At 69.4% G+C, this 26,698-nt stretch carries 23 protein-coding genes; 6 read left to right on the forward strand and 17 right to left on the reverse strand.

Translation table 11 applies throughout. From position 1 onward, the window contains the following. Window positions 1-15: 15 nt before the first annotated feature. Window positions 16-2,079 carry a M3 family metallopeptidase gene (locus tag ASG12_RS13050; RefSeq protein ID WP_055790170.1) on the reverse strand — a complete coding sequence of 688 codons (2,064 nt, stop codon included), beginning with the start codon at window positions 2,077-2,079 and terminating at the stop codon, window positions 16-18. A 45-nt stretch (window positions 2,080-2,124) separates the two neighbouring features. After that, complete coding sequence (lepA, locus tag ASG12_RS13055; protein ID WP_235456763.1) at window positions 2,125-3,990, reverse strand: translation elongation factor 4; 1,866 nt, start codon at window positions 3,988-3,990, stop codon at window positions 2,125-2,127. A 148-nt stretch (window positions 3,991-4,138) separates the two neighbouring features. Between lepA and ASG12_RS13060 the strand changes: the two genes are divergently transcribed. Both ASG12_RS13060 and ASG12_RS13065 read left to right on the forward strand, forming a co-directional pair. Continuing rightward, window positions 4,139-4,795 carry an alpha/beta hydrolase family protein gene (locus ASG12_RS13060; RefSeq protein WP_055790895.1) on the forward strand — a complete coding sequence of 219 codons (657 nt, stop codon included), beginning with the start codon at window positions 4,139-4,141 and terminating at the stop codon, window positions 4,793-4,795. Between the two features lie 9 nt (window positions 4,796-4,804). Then, window positions 4,805-5,356 carry a type II toxin-antitoxin system PemK/MazF family toxin gene (locus ASG12_RS13065; protein ID WP_045823189.1) on the forward strand — a complete coding sequence of 184 codons (552 nt, stop codon included), beginning with the start codon at window positions 4,805-4,807 and terminating at the stop codon, window positions 5,354-5,356. A gap of 32 nt (window positions 5,357-5,388) precedes the next feature. Here the strand turns inward: ASG12_RS13065 and ASG12_RS13070 are convergent, their stop codons facing one another. The 6 genes from ASG12_RS13070 to ASG12_RS13095 all read right to left on the reverse strand — a co-directional run bounded on the left by ASG12_RS13070 (window position 5,389) and on the right by ASG12_RS13095 (window position 13,135). Continuing rightward, window positions 5,389-6,453, reverse strand: a complete 1,065-nt coding sequence (locus tag ASG12_RS13070) for a lipocalin-like domain-containing protein (protein ID WP_055790174.1) — start codon at window positions 6,451-6,453, stop codon at window positions 5,389-5,391. 34 nt (window positions 6,454-6,487) lie between these two features. Next, the gene (locus ASG12_RS13075) at window positions 6,488-7,705 is read right to left on the reverse strand and encodes a CaiB/BaiF CoA transferase family protein (protein ID WP_055790178.1); all 1,218 of its coding nucleotides are present in this window, start codon (window positions 7,703-7,705) and stop codon (window positions 6,488-6,490) included. Beyond that, window positions 7,705-9,186 carry an aldehyde dehydrogenase family protein gene (locus tag ASG12_RS13080; RefSeq protein WP_055790181.1) on the reverse strand — a complete coding sequence of 494 codons (1,482 nt, stop codon included), beginning with the start codon at window positions 9,184-9,186 and terminating at the stop codon, window positions 7,705-7,707. Before ASG12_RS13080 ends, ASG12_RS13075 begins: the two co-directional genes overlap by 1 nt. Next, window positions 9,183-10,565, reverse strand: coding sequence for a homogentisate 1,2-dioxygenase (gene hmgA, locus ASG12_RS13085; protein ID WP_055790183.1), 1,383 nt, complete (start codon window positions 10,563-10,565; stop codon window positions 9,183-9,185). The genes ASG12_RS13080 and hmgA overlap by 4 nt, the downstream gene beginning before the upstream one ends. Before the next feature lie 48 nt (window positions 10,566-10,613). Continuing rightward, window positions 10,614-11,813 carry an oxygenase MpaB family protein gene (locus ASG12_RS13090; protein WP_055790897.1) on the reverse strand — a complete coding sequence of 400 codons (1,200 nt, stop codon included), beginning with the start codon at window positions 11,811-11,813 and terminating at the stop codon, window positions 10,614-10,616. 125 nt (window positions 11,814-11,938) lie between these two features. Further along, window positions 11,939-13,135: an alpha/beta hydrolase gene (locus ASG12_RS13095; protein ID WP_235456766.1), complete on the reverse strand. Its 1,197-nt coding sequence runs from the start codon at window positions 13,133-13,135 to the stop codon at window positions 11,939-11,941. Between the two features lie 104 nt (window positions 13,136-13,239). Here ASG12_RS13095 and ASG12_RS13100 point away from each other — a divergent pair, with 104 nt between their 5' ends. Then, a complete protein-coding gene (locus ASG12_RS13100; RefSeq protein ID WP_055790185.1) occupies window positions 13,240-13,845 on the forward strand; it encodes a hypothetical protein in 606 nt (201 codons plus the stop codon). After that, window positions 13,842-14,477, forward strand: a complete 636-nt coding sequence (locus ASG12_RS13105; RefSeq protein WP_055790188.1) for a hypothetical protein — start codon at window positions 13,842-13,844, stop codon at window positions 14,475-14,477. Before ASG12_RS13100 ends, ASG12_RS13105 begins: the two co-directional genes overlap by 4 nt. A gap of 23 nt (window positions 14,478-14,500) precedes the next feature. Here the strand turns inward: ASG12_RS13105 and ASG12_RS13110 are convergent, their stop codons facing one another. Genes ASG12_RS13110 through ASG12_RS13150 form a run of 9 tightly spaced genes read right to left on the reverse strand, consistent with a single transcriptional unit; the run spans window position 14,501 to window position 25,108 of the window. Next, entirely contained in the window at window positions 14,501-15,883 is a 1,383-nt protein-coding gene (locus ASG12_RS13110) for an MCE family protein (protein ID WP_055790190.1), read from the reverse strand. Further along, window positions 15,880-17,046 carry an MCE family protein gene (locus tag ASG12_RS13115; RefSeq protein WP_235456785.1) on the reverse strand — a complete coding sequence of 389 codons (1,167 nt, stop codon included), beginning with the start codon at window positions 17,044-17,046 and terminating at the stop codon, window positions 15,880-15,882. The genes ASG12_RS13110 and ASG12_RS13115 overlap by 4 nt, the downstream gene beginning before the upstream one ends. Beyond that, window positions 17,043-18,272 carry an MCE family protein gene (locus ASG12_RS13120; protein WP_055790198.1) on the reverse strand — a complete coding sequence of 410 codons (1,230 nt, stop codon included), beginning with the start codon at window positions 18,270-18,272 and terminating at the stop codon, window positions 17,043-17,045. The genes ASG12_RS13115 and ASG12_RS13120 overlap by 4 nt, the downstream gene beginning before the upstream one ends. After that, a complete protein-coding gene (locus ASG12_RS13125) occupies window positions 18,269-19,297 on the reverse strand; it encodes an MCE family protein (RefSeq protein WP_055790903.1) in 1,029 nt (342 codons plus the stop codon). Before ASG12_RS13125 ends, ASG12_RS13120 begins: the two co-directional genes overlap by 4 nt. Continuing rightward, window positions 19,294-20,316 (reverse strand): MCE family protein, encoded by a 1,023-nt coding sequence (locus tag ASG12_RS13130; protein WP_055790200.1) that lies wholly within the window; start codon window positions 20,314-20,316, stop codon window positions 19,294-19,296. The genes ASG12_RS13125 and ASG12_RS13130 overlap by 4 nt, the downstream gene beginning before the upstream one ends. Further along, complete coding sequence (locus ASG12_RS13135; RefSeq protein WP_156378096.1) at window positions 20,313-21,515, reverse strand: MCE family protein; 1,203 nt, start codon at window positions 21,513-21,515, stop codon at window positions 20,313-20,315. Before ASG12_RS13135 ends, ASG12_RS13130 begins: the two co-directional genes overlap by 4 nt. A gap of 4 nt (window positions 21,516-21,519) precedes the next feature. Beyond that, a complete protein-coding gene (locus ASG12_RS13140; protein ID WP_055790905.1) occupies window positions 21,520-22,341 on the reverse strand; it encodes an MlaE family ABC transporter permease in 822 nt (273 codons plus the stop codon). 26 nt (window positions 22,342-22,367) lie between these two features. Further along, on the reverse strand, window positions 22,368-23,159 hold the full coding sequence (locus tag ASG12_RS13145; protein WP_055790206.1) for an MlaE family ABC transporter permease: 792 nt from the start codon (window positions 23,157-23,159) through the stop codon (window positions 22,368-22,370). After that, complete coding sequence (locus tag ASG12_RS13150; RefSeq protein WP_055790208.1) at window positions 23,159-25,108, reverse strand: multicopper oxidase family protein; 1,950 nt, start codon at window positions 25,106-25,108, stop codon at window positions 23,159-23,161. Before ASG12_RS13150 ends, ASG12_RS13145 begins: the two co-directional genes overlap by 1 nt. 60 nt (window positions 25,109-25,168) lie before the next feature. On the opposite strand from ASG12_RS13150, the gene ASG12_RS13155 reads away from it, so the two are divergent. Together ASG12_RS13155 and ASG12_RS13160 are read left to right on the forward strand one after the other, a co-directional pair. Further along, complete coding sequence (locus ASG12_RS13155; protein ID WP_156378097.1) at window positions 25,169-26,020, forward strand: esterase/lipase family protein; 852 nt, start codon at window positions 25,169-25,171, stop codon at window positions 26,018-26,020. Between the two features lie 34 nt (window positions 26,021-26,054). Then, a complete protein-coding gene (locus ASG12_RS13160; RefSeq protein ID WP_045823198.1) occupies window positions 26,055-26,621 on the forward strand; it encodes a TetR/AcrR family transcriptional regulator in 567 nt (188 codons plus the stop codon). Window positions 26,622-26,698: the final 77 nt, after the last annotated feature.

Raw genomic sequence — 26,698 nt, forward strand, 5'->3', positions numbered from 1 at the left:
GGACGTCGCAGCATCCTACTGACGGTCGGTGTGTGAGGCGCTGACGAGACCCTTGCGGGCGAGCAGCGGGGCGATCTCGGCCGGACGGCCCAGCAGCGCCTGGTGTGCGGCGATGGGGTCGACGCTGTCGCCGCGTGAGAGCGTGGCCTCGGCGAACCGACGGCCGTTGGCGCGCGTGAGACCGCCGTGGGCCAGGAACCACTGTTCGGTCTCGGCGTCGAGCACCTCCGACCAGATGTAGGAGTAGTACCCGGCCGCGTAACCCCCGCCGAAGATGTGGTTGAAGTAGGCACTGCGGTAGCGCGGCGGTATCAGTTCGCTCGCGACACCGGCGCGGCTCAGCGCGTGGGCCTCGAACGCCTCGACGCCCATCTCCAGTGCGCCGGCGGCGATCTCGTCGTGGGTCACCCGGTGCCACGCGAGGTCGAGGGCGGCGGCCGCGAGGTACTCGATGGTGCTGTGCGCCGATTCGACCGAGGTCGCGGCGCGTGCGGCCTCGGCGAGTTCGGCAGGGATCGGTTCACCGGTCTCGTGGTGCCGTGCGTAGTTGGCGAGGACATCGGGGTGCAGCGACCACATCTCGTTGACCTGTGACGGGAACTCGACGAAGTCGCGCGGCACCGAGGTACCCGACTGCGCCGGGAAACGCACCGCCGACAGCAGCCCGTGCAGGGCGTGACCGAACTCGTGGAACAGCGTGGTGAGCTGATCGAAGCTGAGCAGGCACCGTTCGTTCGCCTGCGGCCGGGTGAAGTTGCAGACGTTGACCACGATCGGCTGCTCGCCGAGAAGCGTGGACTGGTCGACGATGGTGTTCATCCACGCGCCGCCACGCTTGCTGGATCGGGCGAAGTAGTCGCCGAGGTAGAGACCGATCGACACACCCTCGGCGTCGAACACCTCCCACGTGCGCACATCGGGGTGGTAGGTCGGCAGATCGTCACGTTCGACGAACTGCAGGCCGTAGAGCGATCGCGCCGCGAAGAATACGCCGTCGGTGAGCACGCGGTCGAGATCGCAGTAGTCGGCGAAGTCGTCGAGCGAGACCGCCGCACCGCGTCGTTGCTCGACACCGAGCCAGTAGGTGATGTCGGACGGTTCGATGTGCTCGCCGGCCAGCGCGCGCAACCGCGTCAGCTCACGCCCGCCGGCGCGCATGGCCGACGAGATCAGTTCGCCCAGCATCGTTTCGACCGCCTCGGCGTCGGGCGCGGTCTGCACGGCGATCACGAACTCGGCGTGATCGCGGTACCCGAGAAGCGCGGCGCGGCGGGCCCGCAGGGTGACGATCTCGATGATGGTCGCGCGGGTGTCGTGGTCGTTGCCGCGCAGGCCGCGGGAGATCGAGGCCTCGAACACGCGCGCACGCGTGGCGGCATCGGTCAGGGACGCGACGGCGGACTGACTGCTCGGCAACTCCAGCGCCAGCAGGTGACCGCTGTCGTGACCGGCGGCGCGCGCGGCGTCGGCGGCCGCGGCGATCGACGACGCCGACAGGCCGTCGAGTTCGGCGGCGGTCTCGACGAGGACCGCGGCGTCGTTGCTCTCGTCGAGCACGGCCTGGGTGAACGTTGTCGTCAGCACCGACAGCCGTGAGGAGATCTCCCGCATCTGCCGCTGATCGTCGGGGGCGAGCCCGGCACCGGCACGGATGGCCTCGCGATATCGCTTGTCCAACAGCCGGATCGACGACTCGTCGAGACCGAGATCGTCGCGACGGGCGTGCAGCGATGCGATGCGGGCGAACAGCTTCGGGTGCAGCGCGATGGTGTTCTGGTGATCGGTAAGCAGGGGCGCGAGTTCCTGCGCGATCGCGTTGCGCTGCGGGTTGGTGTCGGGGCCGACGAGGTTGAAGAACGTGCCGGCCGCGCGTCCGAGGAGCCGACCGGACCGTTCGAGGGCCTCCACGGTGTTGGCGAACGTCGGGTCCTGGGTGTCGGTCGCGATGGCCTCGATCTCGACGAGGTGTTCGGCCATCGCGGTGGTGAACGCGGGCAGGAAGTCGTCGTCGGAGATCGACCCGAAATCGGGCAGCCCGTGGGGGTGTCGGCTGGGCGCGAGGACCGGGTTCGTTGCCATGACCTCGAGCCTAGTGCGCGGCCCCACCGGCGTACCGGCGGCGAGTCACTTGCCTTTCGGCTTGTCCCCGCCCGCCTCCGACGACAGCGCGGCCACGAAGGCCTCCTGCGGGACCTCGACACGACCGATGGTCTTCATCCGCTTCTTGCCCTCCTTCTGCTTCTCGAGGAGTTTGCGCTTGCGGCTGATGTCACCGCCGTAGCACTTGGCGAGAACGTCCTTGCGGATCGCCCGGATGTTCTCGCGCGCAATGATCTTCGACCCCACCGCGGCCTGGATCGGTACCTCGAACTGCTGGCGCGGGATGAGCTCCTTGAGTTTCAGGGTCATCTTGTTGCCGTAGGCGAAGGCGCCGTCCTTGTGCACGATCGCGCTGAACGCGTCGACGGCCTCACCCTGCAGCAGGATGTCGACCTTCACCAGCGCCGACTCCTGCTCACCCGCCTCTTCGTAGTCGAGGCTGGCGTAGCCGCGGGTGCGCGATTTGAGTGCGTCGAAGAAGTCGAAGATGATCTCGGCCATCGGCATCGTGTACCGCAGTTCGACACGCGTCTCCGACAGGTAGTCCATGCCGCCAAGCTCACCGCGGCGGGACTGACACAGCTCCATGATGGTGCCGACGAACTCGCTCGGTGCGATCACCGTCGTCTTCACGATGGGCTCGAAGATGGCCTTGGCCTTGCCATCCGGCCAGTCCGACGGGTTGGTCACCACCATCTCGGTGCCGTCCTCACCGACGAGTCGGTAGATGACGTTGGGTGCGGTGGAGATCAGGTCGAGGTTGAACTCCCGCTCGAGGCGTTCGCGGGTGATCTCCATGTGCAACAGCCCCAGGAACCCGCAGCGGAACCCGAAACCGAGTGCCACCGACGTCTCCGGCTCCCACGTGAGCGCGGCGTCGTTGAGCTGCAGCTTCTCCAGGGCATCGCGCAGGTCCGGGTAGTCCGACCCGTCGACCGGGTACAGGCCCGAGTAGACCATCGGGCGCGGCTCGCGATAGCCCGTCAGCGCCTCGGTCGCGCCGTTGCGCGCGGTGGTGACGGTGTCGCCGACCTTGGACTGCCGCACGTCCTTCACGCCGGTGATGAGGTAACCGACCTCGCCGACGCCGAGACCCTTGGTGGGTTTCGGCTCCGGGGAGACGATGCCCACCTCGAGGCATTCGTGCACGCTGCCGGTCGACATCATCTCGATCTTCGCCTTCGGCTCGAGCCGCCCGTCGACGACGCGCACGTAGGTGACCACGCCGCGGTAGGTGTCGTAGACCGAGTCGAAGATCATCGCCCGCGCGGGGGCCGCGTCGTCGCCGACCGGCGCCGGGATGAGCCGGACGACCTCGTCGAGCAGTTCACGGACACCCACACCGGTCTTGCCCGACACGCGCAGGATGTCATCGGGGTCACAGCCCACGATGTGGGCGATCTCCGCGGCGTAGCGGTCGGGATCGGCGGCGGGCAGATCGATCTTGTTCAGGACCGGGATGATCGTCAGGTCCTTGTCCATGGCGAGATAGAGATTCGCCAGCGTCTGGGCCTCGATGCCCTGCGCGGCGTCGACGAGCAACACCGCACCCTCGCACGCCTCCAGCGCGCGCGACACCTCGTAGGTGAAGTCGACGTGTCCGGGGGTGTCGATGAGGTGCATCACGTACTCGGTGGTCACACCGTTGTCGGTGACCTCCCACGGCAGCCGCACGTTCTGGGCCTTGATGGTGATGCCGCGCTCACGCTCGATGTCCATCCGGTCGAGGTACTGCGCGCGCATGGCCCGCTCCTCCACCACACCGGTGAGCTGCAGCATCCGGTCGGCCAGGGTCGATTTGCCGTGGTCGATGTGGGCGATGATGCAGAAGTTCCGGATCCGGGCGGGATCGGTGAAGGTCGTGTCGGCGAAGCTGGGAATCGAACTCACTCCTCGTGGGGCGATGACGCGTACCTGCAAGTTTCGCACGTCCGCGCCGAGTGCCCTTCCTCGCGAGTCGTCGCACCCGCCGCGGGACTAGCGTGAAGCCGTGGCCGACCGCGTCCCCGCAGGATCCCCGGGTGCTCTCCCCGCCCCGGTGGATCTGCGTGCCGACGGTGTCGTCGGTGTGCTGCACCGTCCGATCGGCACCCCGATCGCAACGGCCGTGATCACCCACGGGGCGGGCAGCGACCACGACGCGCTGGTCCTGCGACTGCTCGCGGCCGAGCTCGCCGATCGCGGACTCCTCGTCGCCCGCATCGACCTGCCCTACCGCCAGAAACGGCCCAAGGGCCCGCCGAGTCCGTCGGGAGCGGCCGCCGATCGGGCCGGGATCGCCGCGGCCGCGCAGGTGGTGCGCGGCCTGGGCGTCGACGCCGGCTGCACCGGCCCGCTCATCGTGGGCGGGCACTCGTACGGCGGACGGCAGGCGTCGATGGCCGTCGCCGAGGATCCGTCGGTGGCCGACGCGCTGCTGCTCACGTCGTACCCGCTGCACCCTCCGGGCAAGCCCGAACGCGCACGGACCGAACATCTCCCATCGATCAGCTGCCCGACCGTGGTCGTGCACGGTCCGTCGGACCCGTTCGCCACCACCGACGAGATCACGGCGGCGCTCGACCTGATCCCCGGCGCGACCACGCTGGTGGAGATCCCCGGCACCGGTCACGATCTGCGTCCCGACCGCAAGCCGACGGCGGCGATGACGGCCGACGCCGTGCTGGCCCACCTGCTCCACACGGTGACTGACTAGATTCGTCGTATGGCTCCCTGGACCACCACCGCCCTGCGCCTCGCCCGTCAGTACGGCCCGCGTCTGTACCGCGAACTGCAGAAGTCGGGTGCGATCGACAAGGGCCGAGAGGCGATCACGGCACGGATGAACGGTGGCGCGAACACCGGTGCCGGTCGGCCGATCACCGACACCGACCGCCCCACCGCCGACCGGGCGCGCCGGATCGAGTACTCCCCCGCGCTCGACGGCGCGGCCGACCCCGGCGAGATCGTGTGGACCTGGGTGGCGTTCGAGGAGGACGCGTCACAGGGCAAGGACCGCCCGGTGCTGGTGGTCGGCCGCGACGGGGAACACCTGCTGGGGCTGATGCTGTCGAGTCAGGGGCACCGCGCCGACGACGCCAACTGGATGGAGATCGGCACCGGCGGCTGGGACGGCGGCCACAAGACCAGCTACCTGCGCCTCGACCGTGTCCTCGACGTCCCCGAGCAGGGCATCCGTCGCGAGGGTGCCGTCCTCGACCGTGACCGTTTCGACCGCGTCGCCGCCGCCCTGCGCTCCACCTACGGCTGGTCCTGACCCGACCCCTCACCGGGCAGGCACCTCCGCCGTCAGCGGAGGGCGACCAACTCGTGCAGCGTGGTGCCCGTCCGGACGTCGACGCGCCCGTCGTCGCGGGTGACCGACAGTCGGAAGTCGGACTCGAACCGGAAGTATCCGGGATGCCCGACGAGGCGGCTCACCAGCGGTCGCAGCACTTTGCTGCCGACGACGGGGATGTCGCTGAGCAGGTCGTGGCCGTGCAGGACCGTGCGCACGTCGAGTCGCAGCTCGAGTCGCCCCGGGATGGTCAGCGAGATCCACGACGGGTAGTCGCGGCCGGCGTCGGCGTCGGGCAGCAGGGGCCCTTCCTCGAGGACGGCCTCACCGCTGCTGAGGATCACCTCGGCGCCGTCGGCCACCATCACCGGGGCGATCTGATGGGATCCGTACCCCTCCTGGGTCAACACCACCGCGTAGAGGAGCGAGTAGTCCTCGACGTAGAGGCGGCCCCAGTGCCAGCGGTCGATGACCTTGCGCATGTCCCCGACGCCCCAGTTGTGATCGGCGTACCCGGTGCCGGTCACCTCCCACCGCTTCGCACCGATCGACAGGCGACCGGTGACCTTCGCCCGCGGTCCCCCGACACACCAGCCGAACACCTCGCCGTTGCCGAAATGCGTCTCGCCCTGCCCCGGCATCCAGGGCGCGATCTCGTTCGCGAACTCGAGATCGATCACCACGTCGTCCTCGGCGAAATGCACGGTGTAGGTGGGCAGCTCGTCGTGGAACGTCACGTAGGCGAAGTTCTCCCCGACCGCGACGTCGCATTTCTCGACCGAGAAGTGGCATGCACGCGCCGGGTAGCGCTGCGCGATCTGTCGGCGGCTGCCGTCGGGCCCGTAGAGGATGATCTCCACCCACGGTCGGCTGCGCGGCAGGTCCTCGGGGCGACGCTTGGTGAGGAAGCCGACCACGGTGTAGCCGTTGTCGAGCGCGGCGTCGAAATACCAGTGCTCGAACGCGGTCAGCTTCGTCGACGCGTGCAGCGCATTGTGTTCCGGGCGCACGTCGGTCAACGACCCGTCGGCGCGTCCGGGGCCGTTCCAGGCCTCGACCAGGTCGGTTCTGCTCACGATGGACTCCGTTCGTGGTGGTGTACAGGGGTGGTCATACGATCCCCTCGCGGACGAGGGCGCCGAGGTCGGCGTCGGTGAGTCCGAGCAGCTCGGTGTAGATCTCACGATTGTGCTGGCCCGGTCGCGCCGAACCCGCCGAGCGCACCGATCCCGGCGTGCCGGTCAGGCGCGGTATCACGCCGGGTCCCAGCACCTCTCGCCCCAGCCGCTCGTCCTGGTGTGCGACGAGCATGTCGCGAGCCCGCAGCTGCGGGTCCTCCACGAGTTCGGCGACGGTGTTGACGCGCCCTGCGGGTACGCCTGCGGCGGAGAGCATCTCGACGATGTCCTCGGCGTCGCGGGTGGCGACGCGTTCGGCGATCATCTCGTCGAGCAGATCCTGGTGACGCCCGCGCGCCAGGTGGTCGACGAACCGGGGGTCGGTCGCCCATTCCGGCACACCGAGAGCCGTGCTCAGACGACCGAAGACCGAGTCCTGATTCGCCGCGATCACCAGCCAGACACCGTCTCTCGTGCGGTAGAGGTTCGAGGGCGCGATGCCGTCGAGTCGTGTACCCGACGGCTGCCGGATCACACCGGCGACGTCGTAGTCGGGGATCGTCGACTCGAGGACGGCCAGACATGCCTCGGTCAGGGCGACGTCGACCACCTGGCCCACACCGGTCCGGGTGCGGGCGTGCAGCGCCGCGAGGACCCCGTTGGCGGCGAAGACCCCGGCGAGGGTGTCGCCGAGCGACAACGACAGCCTCGGCGGCGGACCACCCGGGAACCCGTTGAGGTGACGAAGGCCGCTGACCGCCTCGGCCACCGACGCGTACCCCGCACGCTGCGCATGCGGGCCGGTCTGTCCGTACCCCGACACCCGCGCGAGGATGATGCGCGGGTTGCGTTCGGACAGGACGTCGTAGCCCAACCCCCACCGCTCGAGTGTGCCGGGGCGGAAGTTCTCCACGATCACGTCGGCGTGCTCGGCGAGGTCGAGGAACAACCCTCGTCCGGCGTCCGTGCGCAGGTCGAGGGTGGCGGCGCGTTTGTTGCGAGCGTGGACGGTCCAGAAGACGTGCTCGCCGTCGACCTCCGCCTGTCCCCAGGAACGGAGCGGATCGGGTTGGCCCGGGGCCTCGATCTTGATCACGTCAGCGCCCATGTCGCCGAGGAGGCGGGCCGCGAACGGCCCTGCGATCAGCGAACCGAGCTCGAGTACGCGGACACCGGCGAGTGCACCGGTGTCGTCTGTGGTGGTCGTCATCAGAAGGCGAGGTGGACGGTTTTCTCCTCGGTGTGTGCCGTGACCCCCGACAGACCGAGTTCGCGACCGAAACCACTGGCTTCCCGTCCACCCCAGGGCAGATGCGGTTCGGGGACGCCCCATCCGTTGACCCACACCGTCCCCACCCGTAGCCGCGGGATGACCGAGTGCGCGGTGGAGAGATCCGAGGTGTAGATCATCGCGTTGAGTCCGAAGCGGGTGTCGTTGGCGATCCGGATCGCCTCGTCGGTGTCGCGGAAGGTGATGACGGTGGCGACGGGCCCGAAGATCTCCTCACGCGCGATGGTGAGATCGTTGGTGCCGCGGAAGACGGTGGGTTCGACGAAGAATCCCGGTCGGTCCACGCGCGCACCGCCGGTGATGAGTTGCGCACCTTCGGATTTCCCGGTCTCGATGTAGCCGAGGATGCTGTCGAGCTGCTTGGCGTTGACGATGGTGCCCATCGTCGAGGAGGGGTCGCGCGGATCGCCGATCACCGAGCTCTCCGCGATGGCGACCAGCCGCGCCACGACGTCGTCGGCGATGGACTCGTTGACGAGGACGCGGGTGCCGGCGGCACACACCTGACCCTGGTGATAGAAGTTGCCCATCGCGATCCAGGGCATGGCGGCGTCGAGATCGGCGTCGGGGAAGACGATCTGGGGCGATTTCCCGCCGAGCTCCAGCGTCATCTTGCGGAACTTGTCGCCCGCCAGCGGCGTGATTCCGCGCCCGACTCGCGGGCTACCGGTGAAGGTGATCTTGTCGAGGCCCGCGTGTCCGGCGAGCGCGGCGCCGGCGACCGGCCCGAGGCCGGTGACCACGTTCACCACACCGTCGGGCAGGCCGGCTTCGCTGAGCAGTTCGGCGAGGCGGATGGTCGACAACGCCGCGTCCTCGGCCGGTTTCACCACGACGGTGCAGCCGGCGGCGAGCGCGGGGGCGAGCTTCCATCCGGCGATGACCGCCGGGTTGTTCCACGGCGTGATGGCGCCGACGACACCGACCGGTTGCCGCATCGTGAAACCGAACCGGTGCTGGCCCGCGAAGTCGGGCAGTGCGGTGGTCTGGCCGGTGATCTTGTCCGCCCACCCGGCGAAGTGCCGGAACGTCCCCGCCGTGGCGGGCATGTCACCGGCGACGCTGTGCTGGTACAGCTTTCCCATCTCGACGGCCTCGAGGGCGGCCAGGTTCTCGGCGTCGGCCTCGATGAGGTCGGCGGCTCGCGCGAGGATCCGGCCGCGCTCCGATCCCGGGAGTTCCGACCAGACACCGCTGTCGAACACCGCACGCGACGCCGCGACGGCCCGGTCGACGTCGTCGGCCGTCGCCGCGGCGATCTCGACCACCGTCGACTCGTCGGCCGGGTTGATCGAGGTGTAGGTGCCTCCGTCGGAAGCCGCGACCCCGACACCGCCGATGCGCAGTGTCGGATCCGGTAGTACCGGATCGACGACGGGGGCGAGAGCGGGTGCGGTCATCGTGTCCTCGGATCTGTCTCGGCGGCGACTGTGGTGCCGGCGGCCTGGGGGTCGAAATGCGGTGTGAGGCCCGACCAGACGGCGTCGTAGTCGGGTTGACGGTGAGCGGCCGACATGGCCGTCGGGGTGGTGACGAGCGGGAAGCGCGTCTCGAACATGATCGCCATGGTGTTGGCGAGGTACTGCGGTTCGAGGTCGGCGTTCGTGCCCATCTCGAAGGTGGCGAGATCGGGGCCGTGTGCGGCGAACATGTTGTGCAGGCTGGCGCCTCCGGGCAGGAATCCCTCCGCCTTCGAGTCGTGGACGCCGTAGATCAGACCCATGAACTCGGTCATCACGTTCCGATGGAAGTGCGGCGGACGGAAAGTCCGTTCGGCCACCATCCAGCGGGGCGGGAAGGCGACGAAATCGACGTTGGCCTGCCCGGGATGCCCCGACGGTGAGGTGAGCACGGTGAACACCGAGGGATCGGGGTGGTCGACGTTGGCGTTGGTGATGGAGCTGAACGACTCGAGATCGTAGACGTGACAACCGTGGTTGCCGTGCCAGGCCACCACGTCGAGCGGCGAGTGGTCGAGTTCGGTGGCCCACAGGTGACCGCCGAACTTCACGACGAGCTCGACCGAGCGCGTCCCCTCCTCGAATGCCGCAACCGGGTGCCGGAAGTCGCGCGCGTGCGCCAGTCCGTTGGCACCGATGGGCCCGAGATCGGGCAGCACGAACGGGGCGCCGTAGTTCTCGCACACGTAACCGCGGATCGGTCCGTCGAGGACGTCGACCGCGAACTTGATGGCCCGCGAGATCAGCACGATCTCACCGGGCCGGGCCTCGATGACACCGAGTTCGGTCCGCACCCGGATACCGCCGGTCTCGGGCACGATGAGCAGCTCGCCGTCGTTGTCGGCGAGGTAGCGGTCGGTCATGGAGCGTGCCGCGGTGTACTGGTGGACGCCGATACCTGTGCGCGCCAGTACATCACCGTTCGCGCCGATCGTGTACAGGCCGTCGAGGAAGTCTCCGGTCGAGGTCTCCTGCGGCAGCGGGTTCCACCGGAGTCGGTTCGGGTCGGCGTCGCCGGCGATCGGCGCGGTGGCCAGGTGGCGGTCGTCGATCCGGTGGTACGCGCCGTGCGCCGCGGTGGGCATGATCCGGTACATCCAGGTGCGGCGGTTGATCCCGCGCGGCTCGGTGAACGCGGTACCGGAGATCTGTTCGGCGTAGAGACCCATGGGCGCCCGCTGGGGCGAGTTCTGTCCCCAGACCAGCGCACCGGGTACGGCCTCGGAGTGGTGTTCGTTGCCGAAACCATGGAGATAGTCGAGCGACGTGCGCACCCGCGCCGGGGGTTGCGTCGCAGGGCGGTCGGTGATCTGGGTCATCGTGTCGGTTCCTTCACGGGGTGGTGACGGGTGCGGGTCGGGTGCCGGTCAGCGACGGAGGGCACCCGATGCGTCGAATTCGGCTTCGCGGCCGTCCATCTGGGCGCGGTACCAGCTCTCTCGGTGCCAGCGCATCCACTTCTCGTGCACCCGACCGATCGGGGGCACACGCCGCGCGAGCTCGACACCGGCGATGAGCGGTACGCGGCCGAGAACCCACAGCAGCCACGGGAACGCCGAGGGCATCTCGTACCGGCGATAGGTCTGCGGGAACATGAACAGTCGGGCGTAGGCGGCGTAGACGCCGCCGTTGTAGACCTCCCGCAACCGCCGCACACCGGTGTGGCCGTCACGGGCCGCGAACGCCTTCGGGAACGAGGTGATCAGTTCGGCTCCGTGGTCCCCGGCATCGTGGCTGCGCGCGACCGACACCAGCGCCAGCAGACGCAGCGAGTCGGGGATGGTCTGGGGATACCAGCGGCTGCGCACGCCCACCACGTGGCCGAGGTACCGCTGGAAGGCGATGAGGTCGTAGATCTCCGACCGGGTCGTCTGGATACCCGTCGTCCACAGCGCGAGCGCGGGTGCCACGCTGCCGCCGAGAAGCGTCATCATCATGTACGACTGGCTGATCGGGATACCCCACTTCGAGGTGTCCCACTCGGGGTGTTCGGCGACGCGACGCCGGACCGAGACGTGCATGACGCGCACCATCATGGCGGTCGCCCGTCCGGTCGATCCCGGTGTGAGCAGTGCACCCGGCTCGGAAACGTCGATCCAGAACCGAGCGGTCTCGAGGAACCGGCGCAACGCGTTGTCGCCCGCGTACCCGCCCGCCAGCGACAGCGGTGTCGCGACAGCTGCCTCGGTGTACATCTCGAGGGTGATGCCGCCGGCGACGCTGAACAGCATCGTCCCCCACCGCCGCCAGATGCGGGCACCGGCCTCGACCACCTCGGGGTCCACCCAGTCGGGTACCGACTCGAACTCCTCGAACAACGCGACCATCGACGGCGGGGGGTTGTCGATCGACGACAATCCCTCGGCGAGTGCCTTCTTCAACATCGCGCGACCCTCGACCGGGCCGATGTCGCCGTAGAAGACCTCGTCGACGAACCGCTCGGCGACCGGGTCGGCGGTGAACATGTCCGCACAGAACGCGTCGATCTGGTCCTGGGTCGGGAAGATGTCCTTGCCGGTGAGCCGACGCGCGAGCGTGCGTGCGCGACGCATCCCGGGGGTGTTCATGCCTTCGCGGTACGGGAATGCCGTTGCGACGTCGGGGTGTACGAGGTCGTCGAAACCCGAACGTTCGGCCGGGGCCCCCGTCGGGGTGACAGCCGGGGCAACGGTCGGGTCGTCTGCGTGGGTGGTCATGCGATCTCCGCTGCGTGGTGGTCTGGGCGGTGGTTGACGTACTCGCCGACGCCGAATCCCCGCGTGGGGAGCCAGTCACCGATGGTCTCGGCGATACGGGTCACGCCGTCGGGCTGGTCGACGAGGTAGTGGTTGAGGTCGTCGAGTTCGACATGTGACACGTCCGGGTCGCCCGATGCCCGGGCCATGTCGTCAGAGTCGCTGACGAAGGCCGCCTGATCGGCGCGCAGGCACACGACCTGGGTCGGGGTGGTGACCGTGGTGAGGTTGCGCAGGGCATCGGCGTGGGTGTGGTCGAAACTCCAGGTGCTCAACCAACTCCGCGCCGTCGCGAAGCGGGCGAGCCCACCGGCGGCGGAGTTGGCGGCCTGCGGGTCGCCGTACATGCTGCCGACCAGGCGGTCGCTCGGATCGAGGGTCACGTCGACGAAGCGGGGATCGCCCACGGTGCGGTGGACCACGAACGCTCGATCGGACGCTCCCGTCTTCTCGAGACGTTCGATCTGTTCGAGCGCCCACGCGTCGATCCGACGGACACGAGCGAGCTGCGCGTCGCGGTAGGCCGACACCCACTCACGGTCGAGCGGGACCGTCCGATCCGGCGCGTACAGGTCGAGGTCGGGGTCGGTCGCGTACGGATCGGCCTCGTCGGTCACCGCGGCGTCGATCCAGTGCCGGAGCACGCGCGCACGACCGGGGTGCGCACCGACCAGGACCAGTCCGTCGGCCGGTTCGCACTCACCGAGGTCCACCGGATCGCCTGCCGGCGTCCGGGTGACCGTCGGCGAGAGTGCCTGCGACTGATAGAACGACGCGAGCGAGCCGCCCCCGGAGAACCCGAGCAGGATCACCTTCTCGAATCCCAGCTCCTCGCGCATCCACCGCACGCCCTGACCGAGGTCGTCGGCGGCGCGTTCCATGATCAACGCCGGCTCGTTCGTGGTGTAGCGGGTGTTCACCGCCATCATCGGCAGACCGCGCTCGGCGAGCCCGCGGAGCAGGAAGTGGGTGATGAAGCTCGATGCCGGATGCGCCATGAGGATGCCGACCTCGCGCGAATACGTCTCGCCGGCAACGAAGTTCGCCGCGAGGGTCGGATAGTGGCGGGTGAGGCCCGAATGGCTCTCCACGCGACCGTCGTTCGCCGGACGAAACGGTATGCGCTGGAACCGATCGACGAGATCTGCGATCACCGGCGACGTACCTCCCTCTCGATGGGGGTCGCGTTCTGCGACCTGAATCACAGGCAGACTGTACCATACCGGATGGTACGTGATTCGACTTCGAGGAGACCTCCATGACCAGAGCCGGCGCCGCAGAGGCACCCAGCGACGAGACCACCGACGACGAGGCGACCGCCACTGTCGACGGCAGCGCCGACACACTCGACGAGCCCACGCCCGAGCGGGGTTCCGCTCATCGACTCCGTCGTGCGGTGGTGCCGCTGGCGGCCGCGCTGCTCGTCGCCGGCGCCGGTGCGACGACGTGGTGGACGCACGCCGAGACCGTGGCCGACACCGAGCGGGTGGCACTCGACGGGCGCTATCTCTCGGCGGCACGTCAGATGGTGCTGAACCTGATCACAGTCGACCCCGCGGACGCCTCGGCGGTCACCGACCGCATCCTCGACGGCGGGACGGGCGAGTTCCGGTCGGAGTTCGCCTCCCGCGCGGACAGTTTCGTGTCCGTGGTGCGCCAGGCCGCGGTGAGCACCAAGGGCTCGGTCACCGAGGCGGGGATCGAGCGTTCCGACTCCCGCACGGCCAGCGTGTTGATCGCGGCGACGTCCACCGTCACCAACGGCGCCGGCGCCGACAACGAACCCCGCGTATGGCGCCTCCGACTCGCGCTCGCCCACGACGGCGACCGCATCCTCACATCGAAGGTGGATTTCGCGGTATGACCACACACGACGATCTCGACGCGCCCACCATCGACACGACCGACGAGCCCGACACCGACGTGACCATCGACACCGACAGCGCTCCGGACGGAGCCGAGGAAGCGGTGGCCATCGAACGCCCCGAGGCAACCGGGAGAACTCGGCGGCGCACACGACGGCGTGCGGTCGTCCTCACCGGTGGGGTCGGCGCGGTGGTGGTCGCACTGGGTGCCACCTCGCTGTACTTCCATCTCGAACACCGCGACTCGGCCGCGGTCGCCGCCTCCCGCGCCGACGTGATGACCGCGGCGACCGACGGCACCCGCGCGGTCCTGACCTACCGCGCGGGCAGCGTGGATGCCGATCTCGCCCGCGCGGCAACGTTTCTCACCGGTGACTTCCGCGACTACTACACCAAGCTGGGGACCGATGCCATCGCCCCCAACGCCCGCTCACGCGGGTTGTCGTCGGAGGCCGCGGTCGCGGGTACCTCGACCATCCGCGTCGACCAGGGCTCGGCCGGGGCCCTCGTGTTCGTCAACCAGTCGGTGACCCCGGCATCGGGCGCGGCGTCGGTGACGTCGACCGCGATCCGGGTGCACCTCACCGAGGTCGACGGGCGGTGGCTGATCGATCGCTTCGAACCGATCTGACGCGGCCGCCGCCACCGGTCACGTCAGGCCGGTGGGACCAACAGATCGCGGAGCGGGATCGGCCCGTGCGCGCTCACACCGGTCACCCGGGTCACGCGGGCGTCGTCGGCGACGAACTCGCCGCGGCGCGGATCGTATTGGCGCGCGGCGACAACCGGCCGGGGCGCCGACACCGCATCGGACGCAGGCGCCACGACGGGGGCAGTCGGCGTTCGTGGAGCACGCCCGCCCGCGAGTTGCCGACACAGTGTCACCGTCGCGGCCCGGTATCCGGGGTACTCGAGGCAGGGGAGGTTACGGGCACCGCGTACCGACCGCGGATCGCTCGGGTCGACCTTGCAGTACAGGTTCTTCGGGGCCGGAGCCGGTGACAGGTCCGCCGGCGACCGTCGCTGGGACGGGTCGAGGAAGCCTGTGATGCAGGGCGGCGGGTCGTTGAGTCCGGCCGCGGCGAAGAACGTGTTCTGACCGGGATCGTCGGCGTTGACCAACCCGGTTCCCTGGGTGGCGGCGATGAGCGGCGGATAGAGGACGAGCACCTGCTCCAACGCCGGGTTGTACACGGCGAGAACCTGTTCGACGGTGGTCAGGTTGGCCAGGAGGATGCCCACGGTGGGGGCGACGTCGTCGAAGAGTGCGGTGGCCTCCGACGCCGCTCCCGGCGCCCTGGCCAGCACACCGCGCAGTGCTGCGTCCGAACCGGCGAGCGACCCGGTCACCCGGGCCAGCGATGCCGCCCAGGCACCGATGGCGTCGGCGCTGTCGACCTGGCTGTCGAGAACCGGACCCAACCGGTCGATCACCGTGGCGGTCGGGGTGATCGTGTCCGCCGCCTCGGCCATGATGTCGCTGACGGAATCGACCAACGACCGCAGAGCAGGCCCCTGTCCGTTCAGAGCCGTGAAGCTCTCGTCGATGACGACACGGAGATTCGTCGCGTCGACCGACGCGAGCAGCGACTGCACCTGCGCCACCGCGTCGGAGACCGGTGTCGGCAGGCGCACCCGGTCGGCGCCGATCACCGCACCGTCGGTCAGGTCGCGGTGCGGATCCGCCCCGCTGCGCGGATCGAGGGCCACGTACATCTCCCCCACCGCCGACATCGGCGCGATCGTCGCGTCGAGGTCGGCGGCGATGTGGGCGTCGGACGAGATCGACAGCCGAGCACGGGCACCGGTGTCGGTGGCCTCCACGGCGGTGACCCGTCCGACGACGCTGCCGCGGTAGGTGACGTTGGCGTTGGGATAGAGACCGCCCGCCGAGGTCATGTCGACGGTGACCGCGTAGCGGCCGATCCCCGCCTGCTGCGGCAGTTGTGCGTAGAGAACGCCGACGACCGCGACGGCGATCACCGAGATCACCGCGAAGACGACGAGTTTCCACCGGATCGTCCGGGTCAGGTTCACGGTGTGCCTCCCGGCGACGGACCGACCGCCGGTCGGGGTGTCAGCAGATCGGTCAGACCGGGCGCCGGGCGCGACGAGGAGGCCGGCGCCGCACGCCCGACGATGCCCTCGACCCCGGAGAGCATCCCCTGCAGCGGGGTACCGAGCAGCAGCGCGTTGTCGAGGGTCTTGAGCCGGAGATCGAGGGTGACCTCGCCGTTGGCGTAGTCACCGCGGACGGCGTTGGCGTAGGTGTCGATGGGGAACGGATAGGTCAGCAGGTACCGCGTCGACTCGGTCAACGACTTCCCCGAGTCGGCGAGAGAACCGAGAATCGTTGGCAGCGCGGCGAGATCGGCACGCAACGCCGAACCCGACGCCGTGACGATCGACGTCGCCGTGCGGGAGAGGGCACCGAGCGAGTCCAGGGCACGGGTCAGATCGACGCGTCGCGTGGCCAGCACCGACAGCGCCGGTCGCAGCGACTCGATCGCGTCGGCGAGCGTCTCCCGCTGGGCGGCGACCCGGGTCGTCAGGTCGTCGAGACCCTCGATGGCCCGGGTGATCTGGGCGCGTTGTCCGTCGAGATCGCCGAGGAGGGTGTCGAGACGACCGATCACCGACCGCGCCGCCGATTCCCGCCCGCCGAGCGCGGCGTTCACCTCGCGGGTGATGTCCTGGATCTGGTCGATCCCACCCCCGCCGAGCACCATCGACACCGTCGCGAGCGTCTGTTCGGTGGTCGGGTACGCACCCGCGTGGGCGAGGTCGATGGTGTCGCCGGCGCGCAACGACCCGTGCGCCGCCTGCCCGGACGGCACGCCGAGTTCGATGTGCGCCGACCCGAGCAGGGTGGTCTGTCCGATGGTGGCGGTCGCATTGGCCGGCACCCGGGTGTGCGCGTCGAGCGACACCGTCACCAGCGCGTGCGAACCCTGTACCTGGAGATCGGCGACGCGTCCGACCTCGACGTCGTCGACGAGCACCTGCGAGTTCCGTTGCAGCGTCACCACGTCGGGCATCTGGATCCGTACCTCCCAGGCGCCGTCACCGCGGCCGTGTGTGCCCGGTAGTGCGATCGAGTTGATCCCCTGCCATCCACACGCCGACGCGGTGCACGCCAGGACCAGCGCGAGGGCGGCGACGACGGGCGACCGACGCCGGAGTCCGCGGGCCGCCATCATCGACCACCCTGTGGGACCAGCATCGACGGCAGGTCGGGTGTGGACGGCGTGGCACCCTTGCTCGCCGAGGGGTTTCCGGGCCGCAGCGACGGCTCGCTGTAGACGAGTTGGTCGGGTAGCGCGCCGACGCCACGGGTGGGATTGAACGCGATAGGCGGGTAGTCCGCGGTGAGCAGCGACAGCAGTGGACCGAGATACCGGACGCACAGCGAGGCACCGCGTTCGGCGCTGCTCTGTTGGGCGGCCGCGATCGCCGAACACACGAACTGCACCGGGTTGGCGAAGTTGCTCAGCGCCAACGCCGAGGTGATCGAGTTGTGCGCGGGTTGGTAGATGTTGTTCAGGTTCGCCAGTGCGGTGGGCGTGACATGCAGCACCTGGGCGAGATCGTCACGGTGCGTGGCCAGTTCGCCGGCCACCAGGTTCAGGTTCTTCAGCGCGTCGGACAGGCCGGGCCGGTTGTCCTTCACGAAGGAACGCACCTCACCCAGTGACACGTCGAGATCGCCCAGCGCCGAACCGATGTCGTCACGGTTGCGGTCGAGGATCGCGGTGACCGACGCCATCCGTCGGTTGAAGGAGACGATCTGCTGGTCGCTGTCGGACAGTGCCTCGACGAACACCGCGAGGTTCCGGACGACACCGAACAGGTCGGTGCGGCCGTCGGAGATCGTGCGCAGCGCGGCGGAGAGGGATCCGAGGGTCGAGTTCAGCGCGCCGCCCTGTCCGCGCAGGTTGGCGGCGGCGGAGTCGACGAGTGCACCGGCGGCACCCCTGGTCTCGCCGTTGCGGGGTGCCAGTGCTTTCGACACGCGTTCGAGTTGCGCGGTCACCTCGTTCCACTCGACCGGGACCGCGGTGCGTGCGATGGGGACGACCGCGCCGTCGGTCATCCGCGCCCCACTCGTCCATGCCGGGGTGAACTGGACGAACCGACCGGACACCAGCGACTGGTTGAGCACCACGGCGGTCGCCTCGGCGGGGACGGGTCGTGCGCGGTCGAGCCGCAGCACCACCTCGGCGTGGTCGACCCGCGGGTGCACCTCGGACACCTCACCGATCCGAACACCCACCACGCGGACGTCGTCGCCGACGTAGAGCCCGGTGGCCGAGGCGAGTTCGACTCGCACGGCATATGTCGTCAATCGCGGGACCACGGCGTAGGACACCACCGCCGCGAGCGCGACGATCGCGGCGAGAATCGCCCATGTGCGACGAGCTGTCATCGTCCGCCCTGTCGTCCGGGGGTCGGGAGACCCTGCCGTGCCATCGCATCGCGGATGAACGGCTCGATGATCTGGCCCGGGATCAGGTTGGTGATGTACGAGCTGAAGAACGGCCCGCTGGCCACCGCCTCACCGAGTTCGGTGACGTAGGGGCCGAGGTCGGCCAGCGCCTTGCCGATGTTGTCGCGGTTGTCCCGCAACACCCCTAGCACGGAATTGACCCGGGTCAGGGTCGGGGTGAGCTGGGCTCGGTTGTCCCGCACGAGATCGGTGAGGCTGCGCGCGAGCGCGGAGACGTTCGCGAACAGGGTCTCCACCGTCTGGCGCCGGCGATCGAGCTCGCCGAGTATCTCGTCGGCGGCCAGGACGAGTGTGTTGATCTGCTCGCTCTGCTGGGCCAGGACCCCGGTCACCCGCCGGGCCCGGTCGAGCAGGGACCGGAGATCGGCGTCACGGGCGGCGACGGTCTGCGACAGGCGTCCGACACCGTCGACCGCCGAACGCAAGTCGTCCGGGGTCTGCGACAACGTGTCGTCCAGGGCGCGGAAGGAGTCGGCGAGCTGATCGGTGTCGGTCGCGGCGGTGCTGCGCGCGAGGTCACCGAGGATGGTCGACAGGTCATACGGCGACGTCGTCCGCGCCAACGGGATCTCGCTCCCCGCCCGCAACGCGCCGCCACCCTCGCTGGTCAGCCGCAGGTTGCGGGTGCCCAGAACGGTCGCCGTCGCGATGGACGCGCGGGTGGACTCACCCAGGCTCGGGTTGCCGGAGACGGTGAACGCGACCTCGACGTGGGCGCCGTCGAGATCGATCGACCGCACCCGTCCGCTGGCGACACCCGCGACCTCCACCTCGGCGCCCACCTGCAGGCCGCCCGCATCGGCGAACTGTGCGGTGTACTCGCGTTCCGACGACAGGAACGGCAGGGTGGCGACGTTGCCTGCGGCGACGGCGACCAGGACGGTGACGATCAGTCCGACCGCACCGGTGCGTACTGTGTCGACGCGGTCGTATCGGTTCATCATCGCGGCGCGCACCTCCCGTGGTCCTGGCCGATGAGCGGTGTCGTGAGGTCGTTGCCGTCGGGTCCGGTGAGCTTGAGTCGGATACCGCACAGGTAGTAGTTGAAGAAGTTCCCGTAGGCGCCGAGTCGGGTGAGTGCGGTGTAGGTGTCGGGCAGTCGTCCCAGCACGCTGTTCACCGTGTCGCGTCCGGCGTCGAGTTGGGTTGCGGTGCGGCGAAGTTCGCCGACGGTGTCCCGGACGGGGTCGCGGGTGTCGCCCAGGAGGTCGGCGAGTGAGCCCGCAGCCGTGTCGATGCGGGTCAGTGCCGTCCCCACGGTCGCGGAGTCGGCGGCGAGGCCGGCGGCGAGCTGCGAGGCCGACGACAATGCCTGGGAGAAGTCGTCACGGTGATCGTCGAGAGTCCCCAACACCGCGTTGAGGTTGGTGATGAGACCACCGATCACCTGATCGCGGTCGGCGAGGGACGAGGTGAGCGACGCGGTGCGCGCGAGCAGTGAGGCGACGGTGCCGCCCTGGCCCTGCAGGACCGCCAACACCTCCGAGGACAGTTGGTTGACCTGGTCGGGGGCGACGGCACGCAACAGCGGACGGAAGCTGCCGAGGAGCAGGTCGAGATCGAGGGCGGGCGTCGTCTGCCGCAGCGGGATCGTGCCGCCTGCCGGCAGGGGTGTGGGAGCACCGGGACCGTCGAGCAGCTCGAGGTACCGGTCGCCGGTGAGGTTGAGGTAGCGGACCATGGCGCGGGTCCCACGGGTGGGTCGGTAGGAGTCATCGACCCCGAGATCGACACGCACACGGTTCTTCCCTGTGATCCGAACACCCGAGACCGAGCCGACCTCGACCCCGGCGACGGTGACCCGGTCGCCCGATCGCAGCCCGGACACGTCGGAGAACTCGGCGTGGAATCCGCGGGTGCTGGTGAACCGTACGTCACCGAACACCACGAACAGACCGCCGAGGACGAGGGTCGTGACCGTCACGAACACACCGAGCCGCAGCCACCGCCACCGCGTCATCATCGCCGACCCGCCCAGTCACTGCCCAGGAGCAGCTGCAGGATCGGACCGTTGACCAGGCGCGGGGAGGTCGGCCGGTCGGCGTACGGGTTCGCGCCGGTGTCGGCCACGACGTACGGCGCCGGGATGTCGCCGGCACCGAGCCGCGGCAGGGCCCCGCAGCGTGGTCCTCCCCCGGCCGAGACCTTCGGCAGGTTGCCGGGATAGGTGTACGGCGCGGCACCCAGGACGATGGTCGAGTTGAGCAACATGGTCGAACCGTTTCCGCCACTGACCTTCTCGGCGTTCTCCGAGGCGAGGTCGGCGCCCTTGAGGAAGCAGCTGAACTCCGGCGAGTACCGCGCCAGGAGTTCCGCGGTGGGTTGCAGCAACTGGATGGCCGAGACCAGCGCACCCGAGTTCGGTGAGAGCACGCGGTTGCCGCTGTCGCCCAGGCCGATCGTCGACATCAGCACCGCGTCGAGGTCGTCGGATCGGCTGTCGAGGGTGCGGGCGGTCGGCGTGAGGTTCCGCAGGGACGCCATGAGGTCGTCGGCCGAGCCGGCGTAGATCTCCGCGGTCGTCGCCCCCGACCGCAGATCCCGGTTCAGCGCGGGCAGCCGCGCGTTCACCGACCGGACCACCGCGTCGGTGTCGTCGATCGCGGCGCCGAGCCGTGCCCCGTTGCCCCGCAGGGCCCCGGCCAACGCGCCGAGCACGGAGTTCAGCTTGGCGGGTTCCACGGCGCCGAGAACCCGTGTGAGCGACTCGAAGACGGTGTCGACCTCGACGCTGACGGAATCGGCGTCGATCGTCTGGCCGCGGGTGAGTCCCCGGGCCCCGGAGACCGGCGGATCGGTGAGCGCAACGGCTTTCGCCCCGAAGACCGTCGGCGAGGAGATGTCGACCCCGGTGTCGACGGGGACCGAGCGCGCGGCGTCGGCGGCCACCGCGATCCTCACGACGGCGCCGTCGCCGGTGTCGTCGACCGCGGTGACGCGACCGATGGCCACCCCGTGGCGCGTGACGAGCGACCCGGGACTCATGGCGAGTCCCGCACGCGGGGTGTGGACCGACACGGTGACGGTGTCGGCGAGATCACCGCGGAACGCCGCGACGGTGACGTACCCGACGACGGCGAGCAGACATGCGACGAGGAGTGCGCAGGCCCTGGTGATCAGGGTGTCGGAGACCCGAGTTCTCGAGGTCGTGGTGGAGTTCATCGCATCATCCGGCGAGACGCAGTTGACGCGCACTGCCGTAGAGGGCGAGGGCGATGACGAGGGTGACCGTGACGACCGCCAGCAGCGACAGCCGCACCGCCCGCCCGGTCGCCATGCCGACCCCCTCGGGTCCGCCGGTGGCGTGGAATCCGTAGTAGGTGTGGATGATCATGACGATCGCGGCCATCACCAGTGCCTGCAGGAACGACCACATCACGTCGGTCGGTATGAGGAACGTCGCGAAGTAGTGGTCGTAGACGCCGGGCGACTGGCCCATCACGACGACGGTCACCACCCGGCTGGCGAGGAACGACGTGATCAGACCCAGTGCGTACAGCGGGATGATCGTCACCATCCCGGCGACGATGCGGGTGCCCACGAGGTAGGGCACCGACGAGATGGCCATGACCTCCAGGGCGTCGATCTCCTCGCTGATCCGCATGGCGCCGAGTTGGGCGGTGGTGCCCGCGCCGATGGTCGCGGCGAGACCCACGCCCGCGGTGACCGGGACGACGACACGGACGTTGACGTAGGCGGCGAGGAACCCGGTGAGCGCGTCGACGCCGACGTCGCCGAGCGTGCTGAACCCCTGCACGGCGACCGTCGCGCCGGCGAAGAGGGTGAGGAATCCGATGATGACGACGGTGCCGCCGATCATCGCGAGAACCCCTGTCCCGAGGCTCAGTTCGGAGATGATGCGCAGGGTCTCGACGCGGTGGCGACGGACGGCGCGCCCGGTCGAGGCGACCGACACCACGGTGAACCGCGCGAGCGCGCCGAACCGGTCGATCGAATCCCCGACGCGCCGTAGCTGTGTGGTCATCATGCGTGCGGACGGCCGCTGCGCGAGCGTCACAGCACCGTCCCGCCGAGGGCGACGCCGATCGCGGTGAGGACGAGATTGAGGACGAACAGGGCGGCGAAGGCGAACACCACGGTCTCGTTGACCGCGTTGCCGACACCCTTGGGGCCACCCGACACCGAGAGTCCGCGGTAGCAGGCGATCAGCGCCGCCACCAGACCGAACAGGGCGGCCTTCACCTCCGACAACACCAGTTCGGGGATCCCGACCAACAGGGTGACCCCCGACGCGTAGGCACCGGCACCCACGTGTTGTACGTAGACCGAGAAGATGAACCCGCCGACGATGCCGATCGCGCAGACGGTGCCGTTGAGCAGCACGGCGACGACCGTCGACGCGAGGACGCGGGGCACGACGAGGCGGGCGACGGGATCGATGCCGAGGACCTCCATGGCGTCGATCTCCTCGCGGATGGTCCGTGACCCGAGGTCGGCGGTCATCGCGGTCGCCCCGGCACCGGCGACGACGAGAACGGTGACGAGCGGGCCGATCTGGGTGATCGCGCCGAACCCGGCTCCCGCACCGGCGAGGTCTTTCGCACCGATCTCACCCAGGAGCGAGTTGAGGGTGAACACCACCAGGACGGTGAACGGGATGGACATGAGGATGGTGGGGATCAGCGACACCCGCACCAGGAACAGCGCCTGCGCACCGAACTCGTCGACCTGCACCGGCCGCCGGAAGATCGCCCGCGCGGCGTCGGCGGACAGGGCGTAGAACTCCCCGATCGCACTGAAGGCGCCCCGTGTCGCCGCCACGGCCGACGCCGAGGATGACGCCATCAGGCCCTCACGCGGTAGCGCAGCATCATGTCGTGGTCCTCGTGGTCGAGGATGTGGCAGTGCCACACGTAGCCCTGCAACGTGGTCGGGTGCATGTGCGGTCCGGAGGCGGGATGCATGCCGTCGTGCATGGAGTGGTCGGGTGGTGGGGGCGCCGATGGTGCAGGCGCGGAGGACGTCTCGGCCGGCGAGGTGCCGGGAGCCATGGGGGCCGGCGGCGCGGACACGGGTGCCGCGGGCGAACGCCCGCCCGTGGTGTCGAGGGTGCCCGCGAGGGGGTCGGCGGCGAAGGTGGCGTCGGGGTCGAAGCCGAGTTCGTCGGCGGTCGGGAAGCGGACCACCACCTGGGTGACCGTCCCGCCGTCGGTGCGCACGGTGTCCTTCCAGCCGGCCTCCCACGGTGCGGGGCCCTGACTCGGCCCTGCGTAGAACCTGTCGGGGGCCGGCGCCCAACGGGTACCGATCGCCGGTTGTGGATGGGCGGCCTGGTATTCCACGGTGCGCAGGGGTCGCCGCCCGAGGATGCGGAAGGTGACGAGATGGATGTGGATGGGGTGCGGATCCGGGGTGACGTTGATGATGTTCCAGATCTCGGTGGTCCCCTGTCTCGGCATCTCCATCTGCGGGTCGGAGTAGCGGAGATTGTTGAGCGACATGATCGCCGGCGGCAGTCGCAGCGCGTAGGGCTGGCTGACCGTCACGTTGCGCACCGACGTGGCGGTGGCGAGGGGCGGCAACACATCCGGCAGCCCGGGACGGCCACGGAGTCGGCTCGGCACCCGCCCTCGGAAACCCGTGCGGGGCGACGCCACGAACCGTCCGAAGACCGGCATCCGGACCTCACCGAGCATCGCCGCCTGGAACGGCGGGTCCTCGCGGTTGCAGAGGTCGACGGTGGCGCCGGGGCGGAGACCGGAGAAGTCGACGAGGACGTCGTACCGCTCCCCCGGCGCGATGCGGAACGAGCGCACGCGGACCGGCGCGTCGAGCACCCCGCCCTCGTTGCCGATGACCCACATCGGCGTGGCGTCCGAGAGGTGCAGGGTCCACACGCTGTACGACCCGGCGTTGAGGATCCGGAACCGGTACAGCCCGCGGTCGACGGTGATCTTCGGCCACACGGTCCCGTTGATCATGCCGACGTCGCCGACGGCCCCGCCCTCCCAACGGCCCTGTGGCACCACCGGTGTCGAGCGCAGGCTCATGTGGCCGTCGGCGGTGAAGATCTTCTCCTGCAGGATCAGCGGGAGCTCGTACTCGCCGGACGGGAGCCCGAGCCGGTTCGAGGCGTCGCCGGTGTCGTGGTCGTCGCGCAGGAGGAAGTTGCCCGCGAGTCCGGCGTAGACGTTCGTGCGGGTGATGCCCATCGAATGGTCGTGATACCAGAGGTGTCCGGCCTCCTGCCGGTTCGGATAGTGGTGCACGGCGGTTCCGACCCGCGGCATCAGCAGCCGTTCGGGGTTGCCGTCGCTGTCGGGTGCGGTGACCGCGCCGTGCAGATGCAGGCTGTTCGGCGGGCGGTCCCGGTAGCTCTCGCTGACGCCGTGCAGCGTGGTGTCGATGTCGGCGGCGAACGGGTGGCGCAGGAGTTCGTTGCGGTACCTGAAGGTGGTCGGCTCGCCGACCCTGCCGTCGATGGTGGCGCCGAGATAGGGCATGTCGGAGTAGCCGAACGACGGCACCGACGGCAGGTCACGATGCATGCGCGCCCTCCCGGATCGAGCGGTCACCGACAGGTCGCCGACCCCGGATCGCACCGGCGGCGGGACCATCTCGTCGACGAACTTCGCCAGCGGCGGTGAGTGGAAGATCGTGGGCAGCGGGAACGGGTACGCCGGCGGATAGTCGGGACGGGCAGCGGCTCGTGGCGCGAGTCCTCCGACGGCGGCGAGGCCACCGATGGCCGCGGTCGTCCGAAACAGCTTCCGCCGACTGATCTCCTGTGACACCGAACCCTCATCTCGTCGATCCGAACTCGGTTGACAGTACCATTCGGTATGGTCTGGTTCGTGACGTATCGAGAACTCTTCCGTGACCTTCGACGATCCCGCCGGCGCGCCCGCCGGTGGCTGGTGTTGCTCCCGATCGCGATCATCGTCGTCGTGTCGAACCCGTCGGGGTACGGTCCGGCGGCCGCCCGCCCGTCGTCGTGCGACCGCCCGGTGGTCCTCGTCGGCGAGGTCGCATCCGACACCGCATCCCTGGCGGGCCTGCGCCGTGATCTCGACCGAGCCGGTATGTGCGCGACCGTCCTCGACTACGGGAGAACGCCTCTCGCAACAGATCTCGCACGCGCCGGCGGGCCGCGGTTGAACGGCCTGACGTCACTGGAGGACTCGGGCCGCGAGCTGGCCGGCCTCCTGCGGTCGGCGAGTCCCGACCGACCACTGACCGTCGTCGCGCACGGCGGTGGCGCGCTCGCCGTGCAGTACGCGCTGAACCACGGCGTCCCCACCGGACGCGTGGCCCGGCTCATCACCCTCGGACCCCTCTGGAACGGCACCGGGGTCGCCGGGCTGGCTGACATCGAACAGATCAGTCGCCGCCTCGGAACCTACGACACCGTCCTGCGACTCGAACGACCCATCGTCGACCCGATCTGTGCGAGCTGCCGACAACTCGTCACCGGATCGGACTTCCTCGTCGCGATGCGACGCGCCGCGTTCCCCACCCCCGGCGTGTCCTACGTCGACATCGTCTCCCGCACCGACGGTCTCGCCGGCGACCCCCGCACCTCCACCGCACCGGGGTCGCGGGTCGTCGTGCTGCAGTCGATCGACCCGCGGGCGAACGTCGATCATTTCCGTCTCCCGGCCGATACGCTGGTGCGATCGCTCGTCGTCGACAACACGCGCGGGTGAACCACCGACGTGACCGCGACCGAAAGCGAGAGACGTGACCACCGCTCCGTCGACAGGACGCAAGAGCCCGCGGCTCAGCGCCGACGACTGGATCGCGGCCGCTTTCGACCTGCTGACCGAAGAAGGTGTCGCGGCGGTCAAGGTCGTCACCCTCTGTAAGCGGTTGCGGGTGACCAAGGGCAGCTTCTACTGGCATTTCGCCGACATCAACGGATTGTTCGAGGCCATGTCGGCGGCCTGGACCGCCGAGTCCGACGCCTATCTGCGCGGTCTCACCGAACTCGGCGCCGCACCGCCCGCCGAACGCATCGAACAGATGACGCGACGCCTCGTCGACCACCAGACCTGGGCGCGGGAATCGGCCGTGCGCGAATGGGCCCGCACCCACCCGGTCGTCGCCGACGCGGTCGCCCAGCTCGACAACCGGATCTTCGAGGTCGTGCAACAGACCCTCACCGAACTCGGACTGACCCCCGAGGACGCGCGTATCCGTGCGGGACTCCTCGTCTACGCCGGCATCGGCTTCGTCGAGAGCAGGGGAAGTCTTCCCACCCCCACCCCCGAGGACATCCACAAGATGATCGAGGTCATCTTCACCTGACCCGCGCCACCCTCTCCCTACGCCAGACGGGTGATCTCCACTGTGACAACCCTTTCGGTGGAGATCACGCCCGTACC

The organism is Williamsia sp. Leaf354, assembly GCF_001424365.1.
Classification (GTDB): Bacteria; Actinomycetota; Actinomycetes; order Mycobacteriales; family Mycobacteriaceae; genus Williamsia_A.